Origin of the sequence: Citrobacter pasteurii (assembly GCF_019047765.1) — a bacterium.
Taxonomy (GTDB): Bacteria; Pseudomonadota; Gammaproteobacteria; order Enterobacterales; family Enterobacteriaceae; genus Citrobacter; species Citrobacter pasteurii.
The window spans coordinates 2,106,336-2,128,684 of record NZ_CP077262.1; the positions used below are offsets into that span (position 1 = coordinate 2,106,336).

22 protein-coding genes are annotated in these 22,349 nt (G+C 49.0%); 9 read left to right on the plus strand and 13 right to left on the minus strand.

The window, feature by feature from the left end; translation table 11 throughout:
• The first annotated feature begins 7 nt into the window (after nucleotides 1-7).
• Nucleotides 8-550 (plus strand): O-acetyl-ADP-ribose deacetylase, encoded by a 543-nt coding sequence (gene ymdB / locus I6L54_RS10120; RefSeq protein ID WP_005129111.1) that lies wholly within the window; start codon nucleotides 8-10, stop codon nucleotides 548-550.
• Complete coding sequence (locus I6L54_RS10125) at nucleotides 486-1,973, plus strand: phospholipase D family protein (RefSeq protein WP_137378516.1); 1,488 nt, start codon at nucleotides 486-488, stop codon at nucleotides 1,971-1,973. The genes ymdB and I6L54_RS10125 overlap by 65 nt, the downstream gene beginning before the upstream one ends.
• Nucleotides 1,974-1,993: 20 nt before the next feature.
• On the opposite strand, the gene mdoC is transcribed toward I6L54_RS10125, so the two are convergent.
• On the minus strand, nucleotides 1,994-3,154 hold the full coding sequence (mdoC, locus tag I6L54_RS10130; protein ID WP_005129107.1) for a glucans biosynthesis protein MdoC: 1,161 nt from the start codon (nucleotides 3,152-3,154) through the stop codon (nucleotides 1,994-1,996).
• A gap of 271 nt (nucleotides 3,155-3,425) precedes the next feature.
• On the opposite strand from mdoC, the gene mdoG reads away from it, so the two are divergent.
• From mdoG to I6L54_RS10145, 3 genes are all read left to right on the plus strand, one after another.
• Nucleotides 3,426-4,961: a glucans biosynthesis protein MdoG gene (gene mdoG / locus I6L54_RS10135; protein ID WP_086523802.1), complete on the plus strand. Its 1,536-nt coding sequence runs from the start codon at nucleotides 3,426-3,428 to the stop codon at nucleotides 4,959-4,961.
• On the plus strand, nucleotides 4,954-7,482 hold the full coding sequence (gene mdoH, locus I6L54_RS10140) for a glucans biosynthesis glucosyltransferase MdoH (protein WP_040230656.1): 2,529 nt from the start codon (nucleotides 4,954-4,956) through the stop codon (nucleotides 7,480-7,482). Before mdoG ends, mdoH begins: the two co-directional genes overlap by 8 nt.
• A 62-nt stretch (nucleotides 7,483-7,544) precedes the next feature.
• Complete coding sequence (locus tag I6L54_RS10145) at nucleotides 7,545-7,784, plus strand: YceK/YidQ family lipoprotein (RefSeq protein ID WP_223236914.1); 240 nt, start codon at nucleotides 7,545-7,547, stop codon at nucleotides 7,782-7,784.
• Here the strand turns inward: I6L54_RS10145 and I6L54_RS10150 are convergent, their stop codons facing one another.
• Nucleotides 7,785-8,165, minus strand: coding sequence for a MysB family protein (locus I6L54_RS10150; protein WP_005129101.1), 381 nt, complete (start codon nucleotides 8,163-8,165; stop codon nucleotides 7,785-7,787).
• A gap of 666 nt (nucleotides 8,166-8,831) precedes the next feature.
• Between I6L54_RS10150 and I6L54_RS10155 the strand changes: the two genes are divergently transcribed.
• Nucleotides 8,832-10,163, plus strand: coding sequence for a sensor domain-containing diguanylate cyclase (locus I6L54_RS10155; RefSeq protein ID WP_040230658.1), 1,332 nt, complete (start codon nucleotides 8,832-8,834; stop codon nucleotides 10,161-10,163).
• 147 nt (nucleotides 10,164-10,310) lie between these two features.
• Here I6L54_RS10155 and mdtG read toward each other — a convergent pair whose 3' ends face one another.
• The gene (gene mdtG, locus I6L54_RS10160) at nucleotides 10,311-11,531 is read right to left on the minus strand and encodes a multidrug efflux MFS transporter MdtG (protein WP_040230659.1); all 1,221 of its coding nucleotides are present in this window, start codon (nucleotides 11,529-11,531) and stop codon (nucleotides 10,311-10,313) included.
• Between the two features lie 154 nt (nucleotides 11,532-11,685).
• Nucleotides 11,686-12,606: a Kdo(2)-lipid IV(A) acyltransferase gene (locus tag I6L54_RS10165; protein ID WP_005129093.1), complete on the minus strand. Its 921-nt coding sequence runs from the start codon at nucleotides 12,604-12,606 to the stop codon at nucleotides 11,686-11,688.
• Between the two features lie 219 nt (nucleotides 12,607-12,825).
• Here I6L54_RS10165 and trhO point away from each other — a divergent pair, with 219 nt between their 5' ends.
• Nucleotides 12,826-13,878 (plus strand): oxygen-dependent tRNA uridine(34) hydroxylase TrhO, encoded by a 1,053-nt coding sequence (trhO, locus tag I6L54_RS10170; protein WP_040230660.1) that lies wholly within the window; start codon nucleotides 12,826-12,828, stop codon nucleotides 13,876-13,878.
• 47 nt (nucleotides 13,879-13,925) lie between these two features.
• On the opposite strand, the gene I6L54_RS10175 is transcribed toward trhO, so the two are convergent.
• From I6L54_RS10175 to mdtH, 9 genes are all read right to left on the minus strand, one after another.
• Nucleotides 13,926-14,501 (minus strand): YceI family protein, encoded by a 576-nt coding sequence (locus tag I6L54_RS10175; RefSeq protein ID WP_005129089.1) that lies wholly within the window; start codon nucleotides 14,499-14,501, stop codon nucleotides 13,926-13,928.
• Nucleotides 14,502-14,503: 2 nt separating this feature from the next.
• Complete coding sequence (locus tag I6L54_RS10180) at nucleotides 14,504-15,070, minus strand: cytochrome b (RefSeq protein WP_005129081.1); 567 nt, start codon at nucleotides 15,068-15,070, stop codon at nucleotides 14,504-14,506.
• 261 nt (nucleotides 15,071-15,331) lie between these two features.
• Nucleotides 15,332-15,445, minus strand: a complete 114-nt coding sequence (locus I6L54_RS10185; RefSeq protein ID WP_003846814.1) for a YceO family protein — start codon at nucleotides 15,443-15,445, stop codon at nucleotides 15,332-15,334.
• A gap of 52 nt (nucleotides 15,446-15,497) precedes the next feature.
• Nucleotides 15,498-16,616 carry an N-methyl-L-tryptophan oxidase gene (gene solA / locus I6L54_RS10190; protein ID WP_040230664.1) on the minus strand — a complete coding sequence of 373 codons (1,119 nt, stop codon included), beginning with the start codon at nucleotides 16,614-16,616 and terminating at the stop codon, nucleotides 15,498-15,500.
• A 254-nt stretch (nucleotides 16,617-16,870) separates the two neighbouring features.
• A complete protein-coding gene (gene bssS, locus I6L54_RS10195) occupies nucleotides 16,871-17,125 on the minus strand; it encodes a biofilm formation regulator BssS (protein ID WP_003036154.1) in 255 nt (84 codons plus the stop codon).
• Between the two features lie 339 nt (nucleotides 17,126-17,464).
• Nucleotides 17,465-17,710 (minus strand): DNA damage-inducible protein I, encoded by a 246-nt coding sequence (dinI, locus tag I6L54_RS10200; RefSeq protein WP_005129073.1) that lies wholly within the window; start codon nucleotides 17,708-17,710, stop codon nucleotides 17,465-17,467.
• A 74-nt stretch (nucleotides 17,711-17,784) separates the two neighbouring features.
• Entirely contained in the window at nucleotides 17,785-18,831 is a 1,047-nt protein-coding gene (pyrC, locus tag I6L54_RS10205; RefSeq protein ID WP_040230667.1) for a dihydroorotase, read from the minus strand.
• Between the two features lie 104 nt (nucleotides 18,832-18,935).
• The gene (locus I6L54_RS10210) at nucleotides 18,936-19,496 is read right to left on the minus strand and encodes a lipoprotein (RefSeq protein WP_040230668.1); all 561 of its coding nucleotides are present in this window, start codon (nucleotides 19,494-19,496) and stop codon (nucleotides 18,936-18,938) included.
• Nucleotides 19,497-19,612: 116 nt separating this feature from the next.
• Nucleotides 19,613-20,821 (minus strand): multidrug efflux MFS transporter MdtH, encoded by a 1,209-nt coding sequence (gene mdtH / locus I6L54_RS10215; RefSeq protein WP_040230669.1) that lies wholly within the window; start codon nucleotides 20,819-20,821, stop codon nucleotides 19,613-19,615.
• 260 nt (nucleotides 20,822-21,081) lie between these two features.
• Here mdtH and rimJ point away from each other — a divergent pair, with 260 nt between their 5' ends.
• The gene (rimJ, locus tag I6L54_RS10220) at nucleotides 21,082-21,666 is read left to right on the plus strand and encodes a ribosomal protein S5-alanine N-acetyltransferase (RefSeq protein WP_005129064.1); all 585 of its coding nucleotides are present in this window, start codon (nucleotides 21,082-21,084) and stop codon (nucleotides 21,664-21,666) included.
• A gap of 35 nt (nucleotides 21,667-21,701) precedes the next feature.
• Nucleotides 21,702-22,349 (plus strand): YceH family protein, encoded by a 648-nt coding sequence (locus tag I6L54_RS10225; protein WP_005129063.1) that lies wholly within the window; start codon nucleotides 21,702-21,704, stop codon nucleotides 22,347-22,349.

A 22,349-nucleotide genomic window follows, 5' to 3' on the forward strand; every position in this document is an offset into this window, starting at 1 on the left:
GGAACTTATGCAATCGCGTGTTCATGTTTTACAGGGCGACATTACGGCAATCGCCGTTGATGTGATTGTCAATGCGGCCAACTCCTCGTTGCTGGGCGGCGGTGGCGTTGATGGAGCGATTCATCGCGCCGCTGGACCTGCACTGTTGGAGGCCTGCAAACAGGTATTACAGCAACAGGGCGAATGCCCAACCGGTCATGCGGTTATTACCCTGGCGGGAAATCTCCCCGCCAAAGCGGTGATCCACACTGTTGGGCCCGTCTGGCAGGGCGGCGATCATCATGAAGCAGAACGCCTTGAAGAGGCCTATCGCAATTCATTACAACTGGCACTGGCCAATGGCTATCAATCCATTGCGTTCCCGGCTATTAGCACCGGAGCCTACGGATATCCACGTGCGGCGGCGGCGGAGATAGCGGTGAATACGGTGCTGAAATTTATCACCCGCCGTGCGCTACCTGATCAAATCTACTTCGTGTGTTTTGATGAGGAAAATGCCGGGTTATACAAGAGATTACTCACCCAACAAGGCGATGATAACACGGCCTGATATGACGCGACTTGAGCGTGCCATTACCCCATTGTGCGCAAGCCATCCGAACCAGTGCGGCATTCTGGCACTGGATGACAGTCTGGATGCTTTCGCAGCCCGTTATCGGCTGACAGAAATGGCGGAACGAACGCTGGATGTGCAGTATTACATCTGGGAGAACGACATGTCCGGGCTGCTGCTGTTTTCTGTTCTGCTGGCCGCGGCGAAACGCGGGGTACGGGTTCGCTTGCTGTTGGATGATAACAACACGCCGGGCCTTGATGACACGCTGCGTCTGCTGGATAACCATCCGAATATTGAAGTCCGCCTGTTTAATCCCTTCTCATTTCGCATCCTTCGCGCGTTGGGGTATTTAACCGATTTCGCCCGGCTCAATCGCCGCATGCACAATAAAAGTTATACCGCGGACGGTGTAGTGACGCTGGTTGGCGGGCGTAATATCGGCGATGCCTATTTCGGTGCGGGTGAAGAACCGTTGTTTTCCGATCTTGACGTGATGGCCATCGGTCCGGTGGTGAAAGAGGTCGCGGATGATTTTGAGCGATACTGGCAATGTCAGTCAGTTTCAACGTTACAAAGAGTCCTGGAGTTGTCTGAGCCAGAAACGACTCAACGCATTGAACTGCCTGAATCGTGGTATAACGACGATATTACCCGACGCTATTTGCACAAACTGGAGACCAGCCAGTTTATGACGCATCTTGATCAGGGTTCACTGTCGCTGATTTGGGCCAAAACGCGCCTGCTCAGTGACGATCCGGCAAAAGGAGAGGGGAAAGCGCCGCGTCACTCGCTATTACCGCAACGTTTGTTTGACGTCATGGGCTCACCCACTGAGCGTATTGATATAATTTCCGCTTACTTTGTGCCGACACGTGCCGGAGTCGCACAGCTCCTGCGCCTGGTCCGAAAAGGGGTAAAGATTGCTATTTTAACTAACTCGCTGGCTGCGAATGATGTGGCAATTGTGCATGCAGGATACGCGCGCTGGCGGAAAAAATTGCTGCGCTATGGTGTAGAACTGTATGAGCTAAAACCAACCCGCGATCGCGGTGCGGTGGTACACGATCGCGGGTTGACCGGCAATTCAGGCTCTAGTCTGCATGCGAAAACCTTCAGCATTGATGGCCGCAAAGTTTTCATCGGCTCGCTTAATTTCGATCCGCGCTCAACGTTGCTCAATACGGAAATGGGATTTGTGATTGAGAGTGAAGTTCTGGCGTCATTGATTCATAAACGCTTTATGCAAAGCCAGCGTGATGTGGCCTGGCAATTACGCCTGGACCGCTGGGGCCGGATAAACTGGGTAGATTGTCCTGGCAGCAGCGAGCGGGTAGTGAAAAAAGAACCCGCCACAGGATTCTGGAAGCGGGTTCTGGTGAGGCTGGCCTCTGTATTACCGATTGAATGGCTGCTCTGAACCATGCAATGACAGGCCTGCTATCCGGCAATGGCCTTGTTTTTATCCTGCTTAACGATGGGTTTCCCTGAAAAGAGGAACTTCAGCACCGGTATCCGCAAGTGGATTTCGTACAATATTACCGCAATCCCGACAACAAACAGCAGCCCACAGAGAAAACCCAGCAGATTTGATGTAATGTGCGGTGTGATATAGGCACCGAAAAACAGCGTCAACGGATGATGCACCAGATAGATAAACAGTGATGCATTGACAAAATAGGTGACGCGGGCTGACTGGAAATTCAATAAACGGTGGCCGAGCGAGAAAACGACGTTAACCATCCACAGTCCCATCACCATCGTTATTACGTATTCGGTTTCATACATCCAGGCATCGCCGTTTCCATAGCGTTGATTGAGCAGATAAGCCACAAAAGCGAATGCCGCACCTAACGTGCAGCTGCGCGAGGGCGTTGTGAACAGTGCTTTCAGCTGCGGATTGATAAACGCCAGCGCGCCGAGCATAAAGAACGGCACATAGAACAGCGTTTGCATGACGATAAAATTAAACATGCCATCGCTGAGAATAGACGGGTAGACGATAAAAATTGTTCTTCTGACGGCGGCGTATCCGACGCCAAGCAACAAAAAGATCAACGTCAGTTTTGTCATCGATATCGTGGAAGTGCTGACGCCATCGGGGCTCGTCAACCGGTGTTTCATTTGGCTAAACACCCACATACTCACGGTTGTTAAAACGACAAGGACGAGTAAAAACCACAGATGAGAAATCAGCTCCCATGCCAGCGCGTTGTATTTATCGTATCCACTAAGAGTATGCCAACTGTCGGCTTTGCCTTTCACATATTGCAGCATGATAAATTGCGGCAGCGTGAGTAGTGGGATGGCGGTCAGCATAGGGATCCCCACGCGTTCAACACGCACTTTCCACCACCGCTTTAAGGGGTAGCGCAAAAACAGCATGTATGAAAAATAACCCGAAATAACAAAGAAGACCTGCATGCGAAATGCATGTATGAAATCGTTAAACAGGGTCAATATCCATGACGGTTCTACGCTGTTCACATGCCAGGTATGCGTGGAGTAGATCAGCGAGATATGGAAGGGAATCCCCAACAACATCAGCCAGGCACGGATGGAATCCAGAAAATATTCACGCGGTGGAGATACAGAGCTCATAGACAGTTACGTATTCTCAGACTTTTCGTCTTATCCCTAAGACGAATTATGGTTACATTCGAAGGCAACCCTACACGAAGTCCAACAACCTGTCTCCAGGATAAGCACTCAAAGTGAAAACAGGCAGGCGAACCTGCTTAAACCATGAGCCAGCATACGAACAATACAGGGATTCAGTTGTCGGAATACCCGATTATCCATTAAAATGGATCGGATCAATATAAGCACACAAAGGGGGAAGTGCTTACTAATTATGAAACATAAACTACAAATGATGAAAATGCGTTGGTTGGGTGCAGCAGTAATGTTAACGCTGTATACATCATCGAGCTGGGCGTTCAGTATTGATGATGTTGCAAAGCAAGCTCAATCCTTAGCCGATAAAGGCTACGAGGCGCCAAAAAGTAACTTGCCCTCCGTTTTCCGCGACATGAAATATGCGGATTATCAGCAGATCCAGTTTAATCGCGACAAAGCATACTGGAGCAATCTCAAGACCCCATTTAAGCTCGAATTCTACCACCAGGGTATGTACTTCGACACGCCGGTCAAGATCAACGAAGTTACCGCGACTGCGGTAAAAAAAATCAAATACAGCCCGGATTATTTTAATTTTGGCGATGTGCAGCACGATAAAGACACCGTAAAAGATCTCGGGTTCGCCGGGTTTAAGGTGCTGTATCCGCTCAACAGCAAAGACAAAAACGATGAAATCGTCAGCATGCTCGGCGCCAGCTATTTCCGCGTACTTGGTGCAGGCCAGGTCTATGGTCTGTCTGCGCGCGGTCTCGCGATAGATACCGCACTGCCTTCTGGTGAAGAGTTTCCCCGCTTCCGTGAGTTTTGGATCGAACGTCCAAAACCGACTGACAAACGTTTAACCATTTATGCCCTGCTTGACTCCCCGCGTGCAACCGGGGCGTATCGCTTTGTGATTATTCCAGGCCGTGACACGGTTGTGGATGTTCAGTCCAAAGTCTATCTGCGCGATAAAGTGGGCAAACTGGGCGTAGCTCCGTTAACCAGTATGTTCCTGTTCGGCCCGAACCAGCCATCTCCGACGACAAATTATCGTCCGGAACTGCACGACTCAAACGGATTGTCTATCCATGCAGGTAACGGCGAGTGGATTTGGCGTCCGCTGAATAACCCGAAACATCTCGCGGTGAGCAGCTTTGCGATGGAAAACCCGCAAGGATTCGGCCTGTTGCAACGTGGACGTCAGTTCTCCCGTTTCGAAGATATCGACGACCGTTATGACCTGCGCCCAAGTGCCTGGATCACGCCAAAAGGCGACTGGGGTAAAGGCAAAATTGAATTAGTTGAGATCCCTACTAACGACGAAACAAACGATAACATCGTTGCCTACTGGACGCCGGACCAACTGCCGGAAGCAGGTAAAGAGATGAACTTTAAGTACACCCTGACGTTTACGCGTGATGAAGATAAGCTTCATGCGCCAGAAAATGCCTGGGTGCAGCAGACTCGCCGTTCCACAGGGGATGTCAAACAATCCAATCTCATTCGTCAGCCTGACGGCACTATCGCGTTTGTGGTGGATTTCACCGGCACCGAAATGAAAAAGCTGCCGCAGGACACCCCGATTACCGCGCAAACCAGCATTGGTGACAACGGTGAAATCGTGGAAAGCACCGTGCGCTACAACCCGGTTACGAAAGGGTGGCGTTTGATGCTGCGCGTGAAAGTGAAAGATGCGAAGAAAACCACTGAAATGCGTGCTGCGTTGGCCAATGCCGATCAGCCGTTGAGTGAAACCTGGAGCTACCAGTTACCTGCCAATGAATAAGACAACTGAGTATATTGACGCAATGCCGCTTTCGGATATCGAAAAAGCGGCACTGCCGAAAACTGACATTCGCGCCGTTCATCAGGCGCTGGATGCCGAGCACCGTACTTACTCGCGCGAAGATGACTCACCGCAGGGTTCTGTAAAAGCTCGCCTTGAGCAAGCCTGGCCAGACTCTCTGGCCAAAGATCAGTTGATAAAGGATGATGAAGGGCGTGACCAGCTGCAGGCAATGCCGAAAGCGACACGTACTTCAATGTTTCCCGATCCCTGGCGTACTAACCCGGTTGGCCGTTTTTGGGATCGCCTGCGCGGGCGCGATGTCACACCGCGTTATCTTTCTCGTTTGACGAAAGAAGAACAAGAAAGTGAGCAGAAATGGCGTACCGTCGGCACGATCCGCCGTTATACGCTGTTGATCTTAACGCTGGCGCAAACGGTCGTAGCGACCTGGTATATGAAAACGATCCTTCCTTATCAGGGATGGGCATTCATTAATCCAGCAGATATGATGGGGCAGAACCTGTGGGTTTCCTTTATGCAGTTGCTGCCTTATGTGCTGCAGACCGGTATCCTCATTCTGTTTGCCGTGCTTTTTTGTTGGGTATCAGCCGGTTTCTGGACCGCGCTGATGGGCTTCCTGCAGTTGCTGATTGGGCGTGACAAGTACAGTATCTCTGCCTCAACGGTAGGGGATGAGCCGCTGAATCCTGAGCACCGCACTGCGCTAATCATGCCTATCTGTAACGAGGACGTTGACCGCGTATTCGCGGGCCTGCGCGCTACGTGGGAGTCGGTTAAAGCCACGGGGAATGCGGAGCATTTCGATGTTTACATTCTGAGTGACAGCTACAATCCCGATATCTGCGTTGCGGAACAAAAGGCGTGGATGGAGCTGATTGCCGAAGTGCAGGGCGAAGGACAGATTTTCTACCGTCGTCGTCGTCGCCGTGTGAAGCGTAAAAGCGGTAACATTGATGACTTCTGCCGTCGCTGGGGCAACCAGTACAGCTATATGGTGGTGCTGGACGCTGATTCCGTGATGAGCGGAGATTGTCTGACCGGTCTGGTACGCCTGATGGAAGCGAACCCGAATGCCGGGATTATCCAGTCTTCGCCAAAAGCGTCCGGTATGGACACCCTGTACGCGCGCTGCCAGCAGTTTGCTACCCGCGTTTATGGTCCGCTGTTTACCGCCGGACTTCACTTCTGGCAGTTGGGTGAATCGCACTACTGGGGTCATAACGCGATTATTCGTGTGAAACCGTTTATTGAACACTGTGCGCTTGCACCGCTGCCGGGCGAAGGCTCGTTTGCGGGATCGATCCTCTCCCATGACTTCGTGGAAGCGGCATTGATGCGTCGTGCGGGCTGGGGCGTGTGGATTGCTTACGATCTGCCGGGCTCTTATGAAGAGCTGCCACCGAACCTGCTGGATGAGCTCAAGCGTGACCGTCGCTGGTGCCACGGTAACCTGATGAACTTCCGTCTGTTCCTGGTTAAAGGGATGCACCCGGTTCATCGCGCGGTGTTCCTGACCGGTGTGATGTCCTATCTGTCAGCACCGTTATGGTTTATGTTCCTCGCGTTGTCGACCGCATTGCAGGTGGTCCATGCGTTGACGGAACCGCAGTACTTCCTGCAACCACGTCAGTTGTTCCCGGTCTGGCCGCAGTGGCGTCCTGAGCTGGCTATCGCGTTGTTTGCCTCAACGATGGTGCTGTTGTTCCTGCCGAAGCTGCTGAGTATTTTGCTTATCTGGTGCAAAGGCACGAAAGAGTACGGTGGATTTATTCGCGTCACGTTGTCGCTGCTGCTGGAGGTCCTGTTCTCCGTGCTGCTGGCGCCGGTGCGTATGCTGTTCCACACCGTTTTCGTGGTCAGTGCCTTCCTCGGATGGGAAGTGGTGTGGAATTCGCCGCAACGCGATGACGACTCCACTCCGTGGGGCGAGGCGTTTATGCGTCACGGATCTCAGCTGTTGCTGGGCCTGGTGTGGGCAGTAGGGATGGCCTGGCTGGATCTGCGTTTCCTGTTCTGGCTGGCTCCGATTGTCTTTTCACTAATCCTGTCGCCGTTTGTTTCCGTCATTTCCAGTCGTTCAACGGTTGGGTTACGTACCAAACGCTGGAAACTGTTCCTGATCCCGGAAGAGTATTCTCCGCCGAAGGTGCTGGTGGACACGGATAACTATCTGGAGCTGAACCGTAATCGTTCGCTGGATGACGGTTTCATGCACGCTGTGTTTAACCCGTCGTTTAACGCGCTGGCAACGGCAATGGCTACCGCGCGCCATCGTGCGAGTAACGTGCTTGAAATCGCACGTGATCGTCATGTCGAGCAGGCGCTGAATGAAACGCCGGAGAAACTGAATCGCGATCGCCGCCTGGTTCTGTTGAGCGATCCGGTGACTATGGCGCGTTTACATTATCGCGTCTGGAATTCACCAGATAAGTATTCTTCATGGGTTAATTATTATCAGGGGATCTCCCTGAACCCACTGGCGCTCAGGAAAAAATAAGCGTGTGAAACGTAAAAATACCGGCCTGGAGCCGGTATTTTTTTATACTGAATATAAAAGTCATGAGGTATCCAGTGCGAATACTCGCTGTGGGAATGATGGTCTTTCTTCTGAGCGGATGCGGCAGCATTATTAGCCGGACGATCCCCGGACAAGGACACGGAAATCAATACTATCCAGGCGTGCAATGGGATGTCCGGGACTCTGCGTGGCGTTATGTCACCCTCCTGGATCTGCCGTTTTCGCTGGTGTTTGATACGTTGCTATTACCGCTCGATATACACCATGGGCCTTACGAGTAACTATCGTTCATCCCATTCATCGGCTGCGGTCTGGCCTTCTTCTGTGTCAAGGGGAGGCTCCAGTTGAAATTCACCCTCATCCCATTCGTGGAGCGTATTTTCCTCCTGCCATTCCTGACGAATATCAATCTCATCATAGTCGCCATCAAAAACGCTTTGTGCCGCTTCACCGCTCAGCATGGGCAAACATTCGCCTTCGCCATCATCTTCGTCGGCAAAAAACTCAGCTTGCCACATGATATCGCCATCCTGTAGCACGTACTTTTGTACGTTCAGCTGCTGGACACTGGCTTCGTCAGATTCAAGGCCTGAATTCTCAGCCAGAAACTCTTCACGGGCTGCATCAATGGCTTCTTCAAGGGTGGGGTATAAGGCATTCATATTCGCATCCTGATCGCATGGGTGATTGGCTTAATAAAAAGATATAGGTGGTGTGGTGAGAACTGTCAAAGCATTCGTTTATCGCGAAGTTTCAGGTATGCAACGGCTTGAAGCATCGGGTGTTTCTTACCATAACCATACGGTTGTGGTGCTTCCTGAAACAACAAAAACACGGGGGAACCCTACCGCCAATACGATTCATGAACAGCAAACCTTAAGTTTTTAAGAATCGGTTGGAGTGTATTAAACTCAAGCCGTTATGACAGGAGCACCATGAGTGAGGATGTTATAGTTTAAACGGGGTGATTAAATAGACTGCAAACCATACTTTATGGCGGGTGAAACAATTATAATTCATACAAAATTTTTTATTTTAACTAGTTGAAATTAAAAGGTAAGTATAAAAATGACGCGTGTGAGTATTACGTCTGAAAGTATCGATGTTTGTTTAAGTTAGATATCCATAAATGATATTGTTAATCATTATGCATGTGGTGACTATATTATATATATAGCGGAGTATAAGAGAGCATCCATAATATTTAATGAATAATAACATGCGTTATAAATAAGATTGTCATTATTAAAAAAATGATAAATTATTAATTTGCAAAGAGTAATGACTTAATATATAAAATGCGAAATAGGATTCTTGTCAGGGCTGTTATGGATAATAGTAATTCAAATAATAGCAGGTTGATGAACTTTTACATTACTTGCTTAGTCAGCTATTTTATTGCTGGCATGTGTCTTTCTCAGTATCAGCTAGAAGTGCAGAGTGTACCTCAAACAACATATTTGATAATCATCGTTGGGTTGTTTTTTCTGTACGGCATAATTTTTCTTTTTATGCTTTTTCAATACCTTTGCAGGAAAGATCTAACATACCTGATGATACTAGGAATGGCATTTCTTAGTAATGATATCTATTTTATAGAAACTATATATATCGTTCAGGATTTAATTAATGATAGCGTTTTGATAGAAAAACGCACAAATGATATCGCTATCTTCTATTATTTTAGGCAAGTTAGTTTTATTGCATTGTTTTTTGTATCATTGAAATCTTATAAAGCGACTTCCACAGTTATTGAGACTAAAGAAAGAGAACCATGTTACATAATTATAGCCTTGTTGATTATGCTGGCAATTGCATCCCTTTCGCATAATTTGTCCAGTTATAACGCTGATGTCACGATTGAAATTACCAGTCTCAAAGCTGACAATAAAACGGTGCACTGGCATATTGGCTATATATATTCACTGATTATTGCATGGGGAATGGTTTTGTTGTATCTGGCAGTGAAAACCAAAATGCATGGTATCTTATGGAAAAGCATCGCGTTACTGTGTTGCTCTGCAATCCTGACGAATGTTCTTCTGTTAAGTCTGGATGAATATAGTATGTATATTTGGTATGTCAGTAGGGGAATCGAAGTTATCAGCACCTTATGTATCATATCTATATTAATGTACAACATGTTCATTATTCTTAAGAGAGAGAAGGATTCAGCAATAAAAGATGCGATGACTAAGATATATAACCGGAAGTTATTCTATAAGGCACTGAAATCATCTTTAGTAAAAGGTGCTGTTTGTATAATGATACTGGATATAGATAAATTCAAACGCATCAATGATACTTATGGCCATCAGGAAGGCGACCGCGTTATAAAAAGCATTGTTGATATTGTCAATAAATCGATCAGAGACTCAGACATTTTTGCGAGAATTGGTGGGGAAGAGTTTGGGATCCTGATTAAGTGTAAAGATAACGCTGAAGTAATGTTTGTTGCGGAAAGAATAAGAAAAAATGTTGAAACTGAAACAGCGGTGCCCAATATATATGGCTTGAAAGAGAAAATGACAATCAGCATCGGTGTATATTGTAGTAAATCTGATGATTATTCTGCTGACAAAGTCGTATCATATGCTGATGCTGCGCTGTATGAAGCGAAAAATTCAGGTAGAAATAAAGTAGTTTACTATAACAGCTAGAATAATATTAAGCGTTATTGAGTGTCATGACGTTTAAAAAAGGTGTGTAGCCAGTACGATCAGAATTGTCACGGAGCTCACTCTGCGTATCCTCCTACATTAATCCAATTGATATGTTGGGGGCCCGTTGAGAATGAATACACCAAATCATCCCAGGATCTGAGATCCCCGGCGGCGGCGCAGACTGTTCCATGAGTAGATCGCGTTAAATAACACAACACCAGCGGTGACGCAGAAGACGGCACGGAAGCCATAATTTGCCGATATAGCAGCTCCCATTAACGGCCCTGTAACGTTGCCGATATCACGAAACGACTGGTTGTAACTAAAAATACGCCCGGCGATTTGGTTGGTTGAGTTATACACCAGCAAGGTCTGTACGGCAGGCAGCAATGCACCATCAGCGGCACCCAGTAAAAAACGCAGCACGCCTAGCTGCCAGGGTGTCTGGACGAATGACATTGGGATCAGCAGCAGTACGGAGATAACCAATGCAACGATCAGGATCTTCTCCGGACCAATCCTGTCACCCAATTTGCCGAGCTTTGGTGCACTGATTAAGGCCGCAACACCCGGTACAGAGGCAATCATCCCACTGATAAACGCGATATTGCCGACATTACCCGCAAGCTCCCGTACATACAGCGTCAGGATTGGCGCAATGGAGCCGGTTGCAACCTGAATTATCAGGGTAGTGACAAACAAGCTCAGCACCAGCTTTGGATTCTTTAACGACGTTACAACTTCGCGAACGTGCAACATCTCTTTCTTGCTCACTGTCTGGAAGCGTTCACGGATAAAAAAGAGTGTCAGAATAAAACAGATCAACAGCACCAGGGCTGTGATGAAAAATACAGGGCGCAGACCATACTGATCGGCAAGTAACCCACCCGCCAGTGGTCCAAGTAAAGCACCGCTGACGCCGCCGGTGGAAAGTGTCCCCAACGCCCAGCCGCTTTTATTGCGTGGCACCTGGGTTGCGATCAGTGCGTTGGCATTAGGAATAAATCCACCGAGCAAACCCAGCAGGGCGCGCAGGATCAAGAATTGCCAGATATTTTGTGCCAGCCCCATCAGCAGCATGACGATGGCCATGCCCAACGCCGAGCGTAACAGCATGATTTTCCGGCCTTTACGATCGGCCAGTCCGCCCCAGAAAGGTGAGGCAATCGCGGAAAACAGGAAGGTGATACTGAATACCAGCCCTGACCACATATTCAGGGCACTGTGACCCGTCACGCCAAGACTCTCGACGTAAAGGGGTAAAAATGGCATGACCAGGCTAAATGCTGCGCCGGTTAAAAAACAGCCCAGCCAGGCAACGGTGAGGTTGCGTTTCCAGTTTATGGGGACATCAGAGGGTGACATAGCGATCCGCAGTGTGATGCGCTGTTTGCGCTATCGAGTAAATATAAATAAGCAGGCTAATTATGCGCCTGGTTGATAGTTGCTGCAATGCGGATAGCAGTTAAACCTAAAAGGGGAGAGAAGGTGTTGCAGCCCACAGGACTGCAACAAAGACTCAGTACAGAGACGGGGAGCCTTCAGGACGTGTCTTGAAGCGGCGATGCAGCCACATGTATTGTTCGGGGGCCATCATGATGCATTTTTCAACGATTTTATTCATCCAGGCCGCCGTTGTTTCAGCATTGTCCAGCGGTGGTGAACACTCAGGTGGCAGCATGATCAATTGATACCCCTTGCCGTCAGGTTTGCGGCGGGGAACAAATGGCACCAGGCAGGCATTCGACATTCGTGACAGCATCCAGGTTCCGGACGTCGTCGCAGCCTGTTCAACGGCGAACAAAGGCACAAATACGCTGGCGCGAGGGCCGTAGTCGTGATCCGGCGCGTACCAGACCACTTCACCTTTCTTCAACGCTTTAATCATCCCTTTCAGGTCTTTACGATCGAGCATCGATTTATTGGAGCGCATACGCCCCCAGGTTTGTAGCCAGTCGAGCAGAGGATTGTCGTTAGGACGATACACACCAATTCCCGGCTCTTGTAAGCCAAACTGGCGTGCACCCAACTCGAGGGTCAAAAAGTGCAGACCAACTAACAGGATCCCACGCTTTTGTGCCTGAACGTCCCGGATATGCTCCATTCCGATAACTTCAGTCCAGCGTGATATTCGCCTGTCGGACCAAAACCAGGCCATGCCGGTTTCCATTACGCCCATACCGACAGACTCAAAGTTTTTTACCATCATCTGCTGGCGTTCCTGCTCGCTCATTTGCGGGAAGCACAGTTCCAGATTGCGGGAAACAATCTTTGCCCGACGTTTCATCAAACGTAACGCCAGACGGCCTAATGCGCATCCCAATTTATAGAGCACTGGGTAGGGTAACTGTACGATTAACCAAAGGATGCCAATTCCCAGCCAGGTTAACCAATAACGCGGATGCAGTAGCGCAGCCGAAAACTTGGGTAAATTCGTCATGTCTATCCTGTCTTCTAACGACCAATTCCCTGTATTGTCGCATTTTTTTGCGCGTATCTAAAATTTACGACGGGAGAACGGTGATTAAATCATCAATTGTTGTTGCATTTTTATCGTGAAGTATGAAATGTAGCGTAAAATGTGTGGATGTAAATTGGCGAAGTTTGCTTTATCATGCCGGCCGATTTTCATTTTTACTGATTGCAGGATACGTACACCATGCCAGTGTTACACAACCGCATTTCGAATGACGCGCTCAAAGCTAAAATGCTGGCGGAATCCGAGCCGCGCACGACGATTTCATTCTATAAATATTTCACCATCGCTGATCCTCAGCAAACGCGTGATGCACTGTATCAACTGTTCACTACACTGAATGTGTTTGGCCGCGTATATCTTGCACGGGAAGGCATTAACGCACAAATCAGTGTACCGCAAAGTAACGTTGATGCGTTTCGCCAACAGTTATACGCATTTGATCCTGCGTTATCCGGGTTGCGTCTCAATATTGCATTAGATGATGACGGCAAATCTTTCTGGGTTCTGCGCATGAAGGTCCGTGAGCGAATTGTCGCGGATGGCATTGATGATCCTGATTTTGACGCCAGCAACGTGGGTGATTATCTGAAGGCTGCTGAAGTGAATGCCATGCTGGACGATCCGGATGCGGTGTTTATTGATATGCGCAACCACTATGAATATGAAGTGGGTCACTTCGAAAACGCACTGGAGATCCCGGCAGATACCTTCCGCGATCAACTGCCGAAAGCGGTAGAAATGATGCAGGAGCATAAGGATAAAAAAATCGTTATGTATTGTACTGGGGGGATTCGTTGTGAGAAAGCCAGTGCCTGGATGAAACATAACGGGTTTAGCAAAGTCTGGCACATTGAGGGCGGCATTATTGAGTATGCCCGCAAAGCGCGTGAGCAGGGACTGCCTGTGCGTTTTATCGGTAAAAATTTTGTTTTCGATGAACGCATGGGTGAAAGGATCTCTGACGATGTGATTTCGCATTGTCACCAGTGCGGTACCGCATGTGACAGCCATACCAATTGCAAAAACGATGGCTGCCATCTGCTGTTTATACAGTGTCCAGCCTGTGCGCAAAAGTATAAAGGCTGCTGTAGTGAACTGTGTTGTGAAGAGAGCGAACTGCCGGAAGAGGAGCAGCGCCGCCGTCGCGCGGGGCGTGAGAATGGCAATAAGATCTTTAATAAATCGCGTGGTCGTTTAAATACTAAGCTCGGTATTCCCGATCCTGCGCAATAACACGATGCCGGATGGCGGCAAAAGCCTCATCCGGCATCAATAGGACGTTATTTCTGCTGTACGCCTTCCACCGAGATAATTAATTCGACTTCCTGCGAAGCGGGACCAAGATCGGTGGTAATGTTGAAATCCTTCAGCTTTATTTTCCCTTGAGCTTCAAAACCGGCGCGTGTGCCACCCCATGGATCGCCACCCTGGCCCATCAGCTTTGCATCCAGAGTTACCGGTTTGGTGACGCCGTTCAGGGTCAGGTTACCGGTGATATCCAAATCGTTGCCCTCTTTCTTCACGCTGGTGGACGTAAAGGTAGCCTGCGGGAACTTGCTCACATTGAGGAATTCTGCACTACGCAGGTGTTTGTCACGTTCGGCATGATTGGTATCAACACTGTTGGTGTTGATGGTGACATTGACTTTATCGGCAGCCGGGTTTTTCTCGTCAAAGGTAAATGTGCCGTCGAAGTCTTTAAATGTGCCGTACAGCCAGCTGTATCCCAGATGCTGAATGCGGAAATTAACAAAGGCATGCTGTCCTTCTTTGTCAATTTTGTAATCTGCCGCTACGGCCGACCCGGTGGTGAATAACAGAGAGGCGAGGGTAAGTCCCAGCAGGTTTTTTTTCATTTTTAAGCTCCATAGTCAGATGACGATTTTCCCAACATGCGATTAAGGGTATCGTCGTTATCGATAAAGTGATGTTTCAGGGCCATTAACCCATGCAGAAGTGATAAAACCACCACGGCCCACGCGAGCCACAGGTGCACGCTACCGGCGATATCGGCTTGTACGCCTGCGTTGGCAAACGTGGCGGGAACATCGAACCAACCAAATACGCTTATTGCTTTACCGTCTGCGGTAGAGATCAGATAGCCACTGATGCCAATAGAAAAAAGTAGGGTATACAGCGTGAGGTGGCCCAATGCCGCTGCAATACGGGTTAAACGGGAATAGCTTTTCAGCGCGGCAGGGGGAGGGGAAACAACCCGCCAGACAATGCGGACAACCAGTCCCATCATCAGCAACACACCGATACTTTTATGCAGTTCAGGCGCCTGGTGATACCAACCATCGTAATAACTGAGTGTTACCATCCATAAACCCAGAGCAAACATGCCATAGACGGCAATAGCGACCAGCCAGTGTAATGCGGCAGACACCACGCCATAGCGCTGTGGACTATTATTGAATTGCATAAATACACCGTTATATATTTCAGAAGTGAATGAAAATGGCGCGTAAAAGACATTAATGCAACTAATAAATAACAATGGTGATGATATTTATTTTTATTTCAATAAAATTGATTAATTAAAGGCGCAATCATCAAATCGTTAGTGTGAGTGGACAGGGAGAAGGGCTTGAAAACAAGGAAAGATGAAAGTTATGTTATTCAGTTTATTGCAATGAAATTAAGTAATTATCAGTTTTTGTCAATTAATGTCAGCGCATATAGATTAGAAGAACATAATATATATGACGTCCATAATCGCCAGCAGCGACCATAAAATAATGTAGAGCATGAAATGCTCGCGAATATTATTAACCAGATAGTGAAAGATGCGGCGCATCAATGTTATTCCTGTCATTAAAAATGGCCTCACCAACGAGGCCATTGATCAATTATCGCTTAAAACGGGACAGCCTGAATGGCGTCAGGTCAAAGGCTGACGGTTTACCCTGGGCAAAATCAGCCGCGATTTCGCCCAGTACGGAAGCAAACTTAAAACCGTGTCCGCTGAGTCCGGTAATCACCAGCGTGTTGTCATGGTCTGGCAGCGTATCAATAATGAAGTCTTCATCTGGCGAGTTATCGTAAGTACAGGATGCGCCATGCAGACAACAGCCGATGCCAGGCAAAATAGCGCGCAGGAATGGGAAGGCTTCAGAACCATCGCTGGCGACAGCGGCAAACGGTTTACGTTCCTCAGGTGAATGAATGACCTGTCCGCCGTTATGCCTGCCAATTTTTAACTCGTCATTTTCAGCCGGAAAACCGTAGTATTGATCGCCATTAGGCAGTTCGCCGGTAAATGCCGGGAATTTGTTTTTGACACTGTAGCGCCCGTCAGCCTGATACCATGCGAATACCTTACGCACCGGCTGTATCGGCAGTTCAGGCAATAATGCCTTGACCCAGGTGCCGGCGCTGACGACAACTTTTTTCGCGTGGTAGTCACCATCGGCTGTTGCAACCGTTACGCCATCATTGTGGTGATGAATTGCCGTGATGGGGCATTTAAACAGCTGCGCACAACCTGCCTCTTCAGCCAGGCGGATCCAGGTTTTAATGGCTAGCTCACTGCGTAAAAAACCGGATTCGGTTTCAAACAGCCCGATATAGTTTTCAGGCACGCGAATTTCTGGCCAGCGAGTCATGATGGCAGTTGCATCCAGCTGTTCGACATTGAGCTGCCACTGTTTGGCACTTTGCGCCACGGTCGCTAAGAAGGTCGAATCTGCTGGACCCAGGTTGATAACGCCAGAGCGAACAAAAACAGGCTCTTCATTTTGTGCGGAAAGTTCATCCCACAATGTTTGCGCACGTAGCACCAGCGGAACGTATTTTTCACCTTCGCCATACGCATGACGAATTAATCGTGTATCGCCGTGGTGGCTGCCCTGCTGATGCGGTGGCATATGCGTATCGATCATCAGCACCTTCAGACCGGCGCGAGTGGCGTAATATCCGGCTGCGGCGCCCACGGAACCGCTGCCAATAATGATTAAGTCGTATTTCATCCGCTTCTCTCTGCAATCGCGATAGTATACCTTAAATAATTCGAGTTGCAGGACAAAACGCCCCGGCCGTTTTGAACAGCGCTTGCGCTGGCCCCGAAGGGGCGAGGCCCAGGGATGGGCCGAGTAATAAAGCCAATGCACATGCAACTTGAAGTATGACAGGTATAGCAGAGTAAATAACTGATCCGGAATATTCAACCTGGAAATAAGAAAGGCACCGTGAAGGTGCCTTTTGATGGGTTGATGTATCAGGTTTAATGTCGCTGATACTCATTTACCTGGTAATCGCCTGATTCAATTTTGGCGATTCCGGCTTCTAATATCGAAATAAATTGCCTGGCAACATCAGTGGTTAACCAGAGCGTTTGACCGACTTCAGTCCCATCCGGGTCCGGACGATTCGGGGTCTGGTAGTGCAAACGCAGCATCAGCGCATCGTAGCTATCAACAGTGCTGATGTCCCACCCTACAAGCGGATGAGTCTGAATGACTTCATTATTCTTTTCCATCATGCCCCCTAATTCGTGTTACTAGACAACGGTTTTCGAGGTTCAATGCGTTTTTTTCTGAAGCAACTTCAGTATATCAATAAATAAGGGTATTCATTGAAAATTTAAAGAGGACGGCGCATAAATTTTTTGTTTTCGGTGTTATATGATTAATAAAACAACATGTTATTCATTTTTTTTTAGCATGTTGTGCAATTATTTTGGTGTTTTGATTAAAAGATAATCAAGGTGTTTAATATAAATTATCTGCTAGCGTGGTGAATGCAAGATTGATTTAAAGGACGCATGTGTAAAAAAGCCGGGGCGACCCGGCAAACAAACATCACTGCATATCATTTTTTATTCGTTGATGAACCAGTCATCCGCGCTTTCCCAGGTTTCCTGTAGGATTTCGCTGATGCGTTCTTTGTCCTCTTTTGTTGCGCCAATAACCGACAGATTGTTGGCCGCGGCATAACGAACGGTAACGTTACCTTCGTTATCCGGAAAATGATGATGAATACGGCGGGAGAGTTCATCTGCCAGCGCGTCGATAGCACCGGCAGGTAAAGGTGAAGTTTTGGCAATAGTGACTTCAATACGCATAATAGCCCCCTGTTGTTTGTACTGGTTATTTATACAGTTAACTGCGCCAGTTGACAACAGTGGGCTACACTTTTTTAGCGTTTTACTGACCAGCGTACCGTTTCACCGCCAAGGAACGGCACCAGCGTATCGTTTTCCAACGCGATGTTCTCCGGGACCTGGTGCTCCACGCGTTCCAGCTCAATAAAGGTCTCATTCACCGGCAAACCATAGAACTGTGGGCCATTGAGTGAGCAGAAGGCCTCGAAATGGTCCAGCGCGTTCATCTCTTCGAACACAGTGGCATAGCTGCCCAGCGCGGTCGGCGCATTAAAGCAGCCCGCACAGCCGCAACTGGACTCTTTACGATGACGCGCATGCGGTGCGGAGTCGGTACCCAGGAATGCACGACTGAATCCGCTGGCAACCAGTTCACGCAGCGCCTGTTGGTGAACGTTACGTTTGAGTATTGGCAGGCAGTACAGATGCGGGCGAATTCCACCGACCAGCATATGGTTGCGGTTAAACATTAAATGCTGCGGTGTGATGGTTGCTGCAAGAAGCTCATTGCCCTCGCGAACGTATTCGGCGGCATCTTTGGTCGTGATATGTTCAAACACCACTTTTAGCGCGGTTAAACGCTGACGCAAGGGATCCATCACCGTTTCGATGAAACGTGCTTCGCGATCGAAAATGTCGATATCAGCGTGCGTCACTTCACCATGCACCAACAGTGGCATCCCCAATTTTTCCATGCGCTCCAGTACCGGCATAATGGCATCGACTGAGGTTACACCATGTGTAGAGTTGGTTGTTGCATTGGCGGGATAAAGTTTCGCGGCGGTGAAGACGCCTTCGTTGAATCCACGCTCAAGTTCATTAGGATCCAGCGTGTCCGTTAAGTAGCAGGTCATTAACGGAGTAAAGCTATGTCCGGCGGGTACAGCGCCCAGAATGCGCTGACGGTACGCAATGGCCGCATCAACTGTCGTGACCGGCGGAGCGAGGTTTGGCATAACAATCGCGCGACCATAAATTTCACTGGTATAAGGCACGACAGTTTTCAACATGTCGCCATCGCGAAGGTGAAGGTGCCAGTCGTCTGGGCGGCGGATCTTTAAAACCTGGGATGGTGCAGTCATCAATATGCTCCGGCTGAGGATAGTCTTTTTTGCCGGAAACAAAGGATAAGCGGAAACGTTTTCGTTTGCACGAAAAAAAGGACGCATTAGCGCCCTGTTGTTTATTAATCGGTGAACGGGATAATGATTTCGCCCGGTTTAACCTCAATCCCTTTCGCCAGTTTTTTCGCCAACGCTTCGCCTTTGCTGCTATCTTCACGCAAAATATAGGCCGGTTGCTGGTTAAAGTAATTGCGCAGCGACTGATTTAAGTAGGGCATCAGAGTTTGCAGTACAGATTGCATTTTCTCTGGTGTGACGGTCGCATCGACCACTTCCATTTCTTGCAGATAAATCGCGCCTTTTTCTTTATTGAAGACTGGCAATGCTTTTAACTTCAACTTCATGGTCGCTTTCTGACTACCAAAAAGGGAATTCATATCCAGATTGGCATCGCCTGTCAGAGTCACTTTATTCGGTTCTTCTCGACCAATCTGGCTGGCGAGATTGGTCAGTACGATATGGGCTTCAGCAACGCCAGGCAGACCAATATCTCTCGAGAAGTCGTTATGCTTTGCCAGTGCCTGATTAATCTCTTGCTCGCTAACCGTGTATTGTGTGAGTTGATTACAACCAACCAACAGGCCGCTGACAATCAGTGCAGCAGCAAAAAAAAACTTTTTCATGGGGTTCCTCAACATGATGCTTGTGGCGTAATCGTGACACAAAGCAGCATCCAGCACCAGCGGCCCGGACACCAGCAGAAAAAACTGAAATTGAGTCCGGGACGCCTGGTCAGCTATCAGGCATCAGGTTCCAGCATGCCGCGTGACGGGCGTTTATGGCTAAACTGCCAACCCAGCGCGAGGAAGGTGATAAAGCCGATAATGCCGAGCATCATCCACGGGAGCTCTGGCTGTGACAGTGCTTTACCCATGTCAAACAGCCAGCCGCCACCGATATAACCGATGGCGCCGCCGATGGCTAACCCGAGGCGGCTAAAGCCCATGTAACTGCCCCGTGCGCGCGCATTTGCCAACGACGCGCTCAACGTCTCGCGTGCCGGTTCGGCGATGATAGAACCGATATAGAAGGTGCAAATCAGGGTGAAAAGCTGCTGTAAATTCCCGACCAGACCGATGGGCATCATGCTAAGAGACATGATCAGCAGGCCTGCCATCAGCCGATGTTCAAGACGAAAACGTTTTTCACTCCAGCGGGCGATAGGGTAGAGCAGCGTTAAAGAGAGACACGCTTCGATGGCATACATCCACTTCACGGCGGCTGGCGAACCGGCAATGTCATTAACCATAATCGGCAGCATCAACATAACCTGTACCGCCAGCATGTAATACCCCGCCAGCGTCAGGACATAGGTGACAAATCGTTTGTCATGCATCACATGACTCATGCCTTCGCGCACGGGAATCTTCACGGTGGATAGCTTCCATGCCGGAAGCAGCCATGCGTTAAACGCGGCGCACAGAACGAACAAAATCGCACCTGTGGCGCAGACCAGGCGGAAATCGTACTGTAACAGCCAACTGCCGAGTAATGCGCCAACAACGGCACCGGCACTGTCCTGCATCATCAGAATAGAAAAAAAACGCCCGCGCTTTTCCGGGCGGATCAGTTTGACCACCAGTGCCGAGCGGGGCGGGTCGAATAACGTACCGCCTAAGCCGGAGAGGAAACAGGAGAACCACAATAGCCAGGGTTCGTGCGCAATCCCCATCGTGGCGAATCCGGCGGCACGCATCAGCATGCCGGTCACAATCATCGGTTTGGCACCAAAGCGGTCAGCAATTGCGCCGCCAAAAATCCCCAGACCTTGCTGGATAAATTGGCGCAATCCAAGTGCGATACCGACCATCACGGCGGCCCAGCCCATTTGGTCGACGAAACGGATAGAGATCAGTGGGAAAACGACAAAGAAACCCAGCACGACCAGCATATTATCGATGAGCAGGAAATATTTACCCAGGCTCCTTGCCTGCGAGACTTGCGACATTTCCCCTCCAGGGAAAAAACTCGTCACTCGGTGGAGAGTTTAAAAGATAAGCACCTTCTATTCTGCGGTGTCGTTTGCGCTTTTCCCACCCTTGGCGGGACAATATTTTTTTATCAAAAGTCAGTCTTGATAGAGAGTTTTCATCAAAATGTGTGAATAATTCAAAAAATGGCATTTTGCTCTTTTCACACGGTGTATTTGCACAGGTATAGTAATGCGAATTGCGTATTGAAGACGTTACGGGAAGGAGTAGGTATAGAATGTTTGGCTATCGCAGTAACGTGCCAAAAGTGCGCTTAACCACGGACCGCCTGGTCGTGCGTTTAGTGCATGAGCGTGATGCCTGGCGTCTGGCAGATTATTACGCAGAAAATCGTCATTTCTTAAAGCCCTGGGAACCTATTCGCGATGAAAGCCACTGTTATCCGTCCGGCTGGCAGGCGCGTCTGAGCATGATCTCTGAATTTCATAAACAAGGCACGGCCTGGTATTTCGCGCTGCTCGATCCTGATGAAAAAGAAATTATCGGCGTAGCGAACTTCTCGAACGTGGTGCGCGGATCTTTCCACGCTTGCTATCTCGGTTATTCCATTGCGCAGAAGTGGCAAGGGCAGGGGCTGATGTACGAAGCCCTGACCGCCGCTATTCGTTATGTGCAGCGGACGCAACATATTCACCGCATTATGGCGAACTACATGCCACACAATAAGCGTAGCGGCGATTTGCTGGCGCGACTCGGCTTTGAGAAAGAAGGGTATGCAAAAGACTATCTGCTGATTGATGGACAGTGGCGCGATCATGTGCTGACGGCGTTGACCACATCAGAATGGACCCCCGGTCGCTAAGTTTCAGGCGCACGGCCTGAATAATGGAGAAGACGATGAAATACGAATTAACCGCCACCGAAGCCCGTGTGATTGGCTGCTTATTAGAAAAGCAGGTTACTACACCGGAACAATATCCCCTTTCCGTGAATGGTGTGGTGACCGCGTGTAATCAAAAAACCAACCGTGAACCGGTGATGAATCTATCGGAAGCCGACGTGCAGGATCAGCTTGATAACCTGGTAAAAAGGCATTTTCTGCGTACGGTGAGCGGCTTTGGTAATCGCGTGACCAAATACGAACAGCGGTTCTGTAATTCAGAGTTTGGCGATCTTAAGCTTAGCGCGGGTGAAGTGGCACTGATTACCACGCTGTTACTCCGTGGCGCTCAGACACCGGGTGAATTGCGTAGCCGCGCATCCCGAATGTATGAGTTCAGCGATATGGCGGAAGTGGAGTCGACGCTGGAGAAACTGGCTACCCGGGAAGATGGTCCTTATGTGGTTCGCCTGGCGCGTGAACCTGGGAAACGAGAAAGTCGTTATATGCACCTGTTTTGTGGCGAGGTTGATGAGTTACTCGCCGCGGCAGATGAACCGCAGGCGGCACCTGGAGATTTGCAGGCGCGTGTTGAAGCGCTGGAAACCGAAGTGGCAGAGTTGAAACAGCGGCTCGATTCGTTATTGGCACACCTGGGAGACTGA

Excerpts from the sequence above, each read along its gene's own strand:
- ymdB (WP_005129111.1), top strand. The coding sequence starts at position 8 with ATGCAATCGCGTGTTCATGTTTTACAGGGCGACATTACGGCAATCGCC.
- I6L54_RS10125 (WP_137378516.1), top strand. The coding sequence starts at position 486 with ATGAGGAAAATGCCGGGTTATACAAGAGATTACTCACCCAACAAGGCG.
- mdoC (WP_005129107.1), bottom strand. The coding sequence starts at position 3,154 with ATGAGCTCTGTATCTCCACCGCGTGAATATTTTCTGGATTCCATCCGT.
- mdoG (WP_086523802.1), top strand. The coding sequence starts at position 3,426 with ATGATGAAAATGCGTTGGTTGGGTGCAGCAGTAATGTTAACGCTGTAT.
- mdoH (WP_040230656.1), top strand. The coding sequence starts at position 4,954 with ATGAATAAGACAACTGAGTATATTGACGCAATGCCGCTTTCGGATATC.
- I6L54_RS10145 (WP_223236914.1), top strand. The coding sequence starts at position 7,545 with ATGAGGTATCCAGTGCGAATACTCGCTGTGGGAATGATGGTCTTTCTT.
- I6L54_RS10150 (WP_005129101.1), bottom strand. The coding sequence starts at position 8,165 with ATGAATGCCTTATACCCCACCCTTGAAGAAGCCATTGATGCAGCCCGT.
- I6L54_RS10155 (WP_040230658.1), top strand. The coding sequence starts at position 8,832 with ATGGATAATAGTAATTCAAATAATAGCAGGTTGATGAACTTTTACATT.
- mdtG (WP_040230659.1), bottom strand. The coding sequence starts at position 11,531 with ATGTCACCCTCTGATGTCCCCATAAACTGGAAACGCAACCTCACCGTT.
- I6L54_RS10165 (WP_005129093.1), bottom strand. The coding sequence starts at position 12,606 with ATGACGAATTTACCCAAGTTTTCGGCTGCGCTACTGCATCCGCGTTAT.
- trhO (WP_040230660.1), top strand. The coding sequence starts at position 12,826 with ATGCCAGTGTTACACAACCGCATTTCGAATGACGCGCTCAAAGCTAAA.
- I6L54_RS10175 (WP_005129089.1), bottom strand. The coding sequence starts at position 14,501 with ATGAAAAAAAACCTGCTGGGACTTACCCTCGCCTCTCTGTTATTCACC.
- I6L54_RS10180 (WP_005129081.1), bottom strand. The coding sequence starts at position 15,070 with ATGCAATTCAATAATAGTCCACAGCGCTATGGCGTGGTGTCTGCCGCA.
- I6L54_RS10185 (WP_003846814.1), bottom strand. The coding sequence starts at position 15,445 with ATGCGCCGCATCTTTCACTATCTGGTTAATAATATTCGCGAGCATTTC.
- solA (WP_040230664.1), bottom strand. The coding sequence starts at position 16,616 with ATGAAATACGACTTAATCATTATTGGCAGCGGTTCCGTGGGCGCCGCA.
- bssS (WP_003036154.1), bottom strand. The coding sequence starts at position 17,125 with ATGGAAAAGAATAATGAAGTCATTCAGACTCATCCGCTTGTAGGGTGG.
- dinI (WP_005129073.1), bottom strand. The coding sequence starts at position 17,710 with ATGCGTATTGAAGTCACTATTGCCAAAACTTCACCTTTACCTGCCGGT.
- pyrC (WP_040230667.1), bottom strand. The coding sequence starts at position 18,831 with ATGACTGCACCATCCCAGGTTTTAAAGATCCGCCGCCCAGACGACTGG.
- I6L54_RS10210 (WP_040230668.1), bottom strand. The coding sequence starts at position 19,496 with ATGAAAAAGTTTTTTTTTGCTGCTGCACTGATTGTCAGCGGCCTGTTG.
- mdtH (WP_040230669.1), bottom strand. The coding sequence starts at position 20,821 with ATGTCGCAAGTCTCGCAGGCAAGGAGCCTGGGTAAATATTTCCTGCTC.
- rimJ (WP_005129064.1), top strand. The coding sequence starts at position 21,082 with ATGTTTGGCTATCGCAGTAACGTGCCAAAAGTGCGCTTAACCACGGAC.
- I6L54_RS10225 (WP_005129063.1), top strand. The coding sequence starts at position 21,702 with ATGAAATACGAATTAACCGCCACCGAAGCCCGTGTGATTGGCTGCTTA.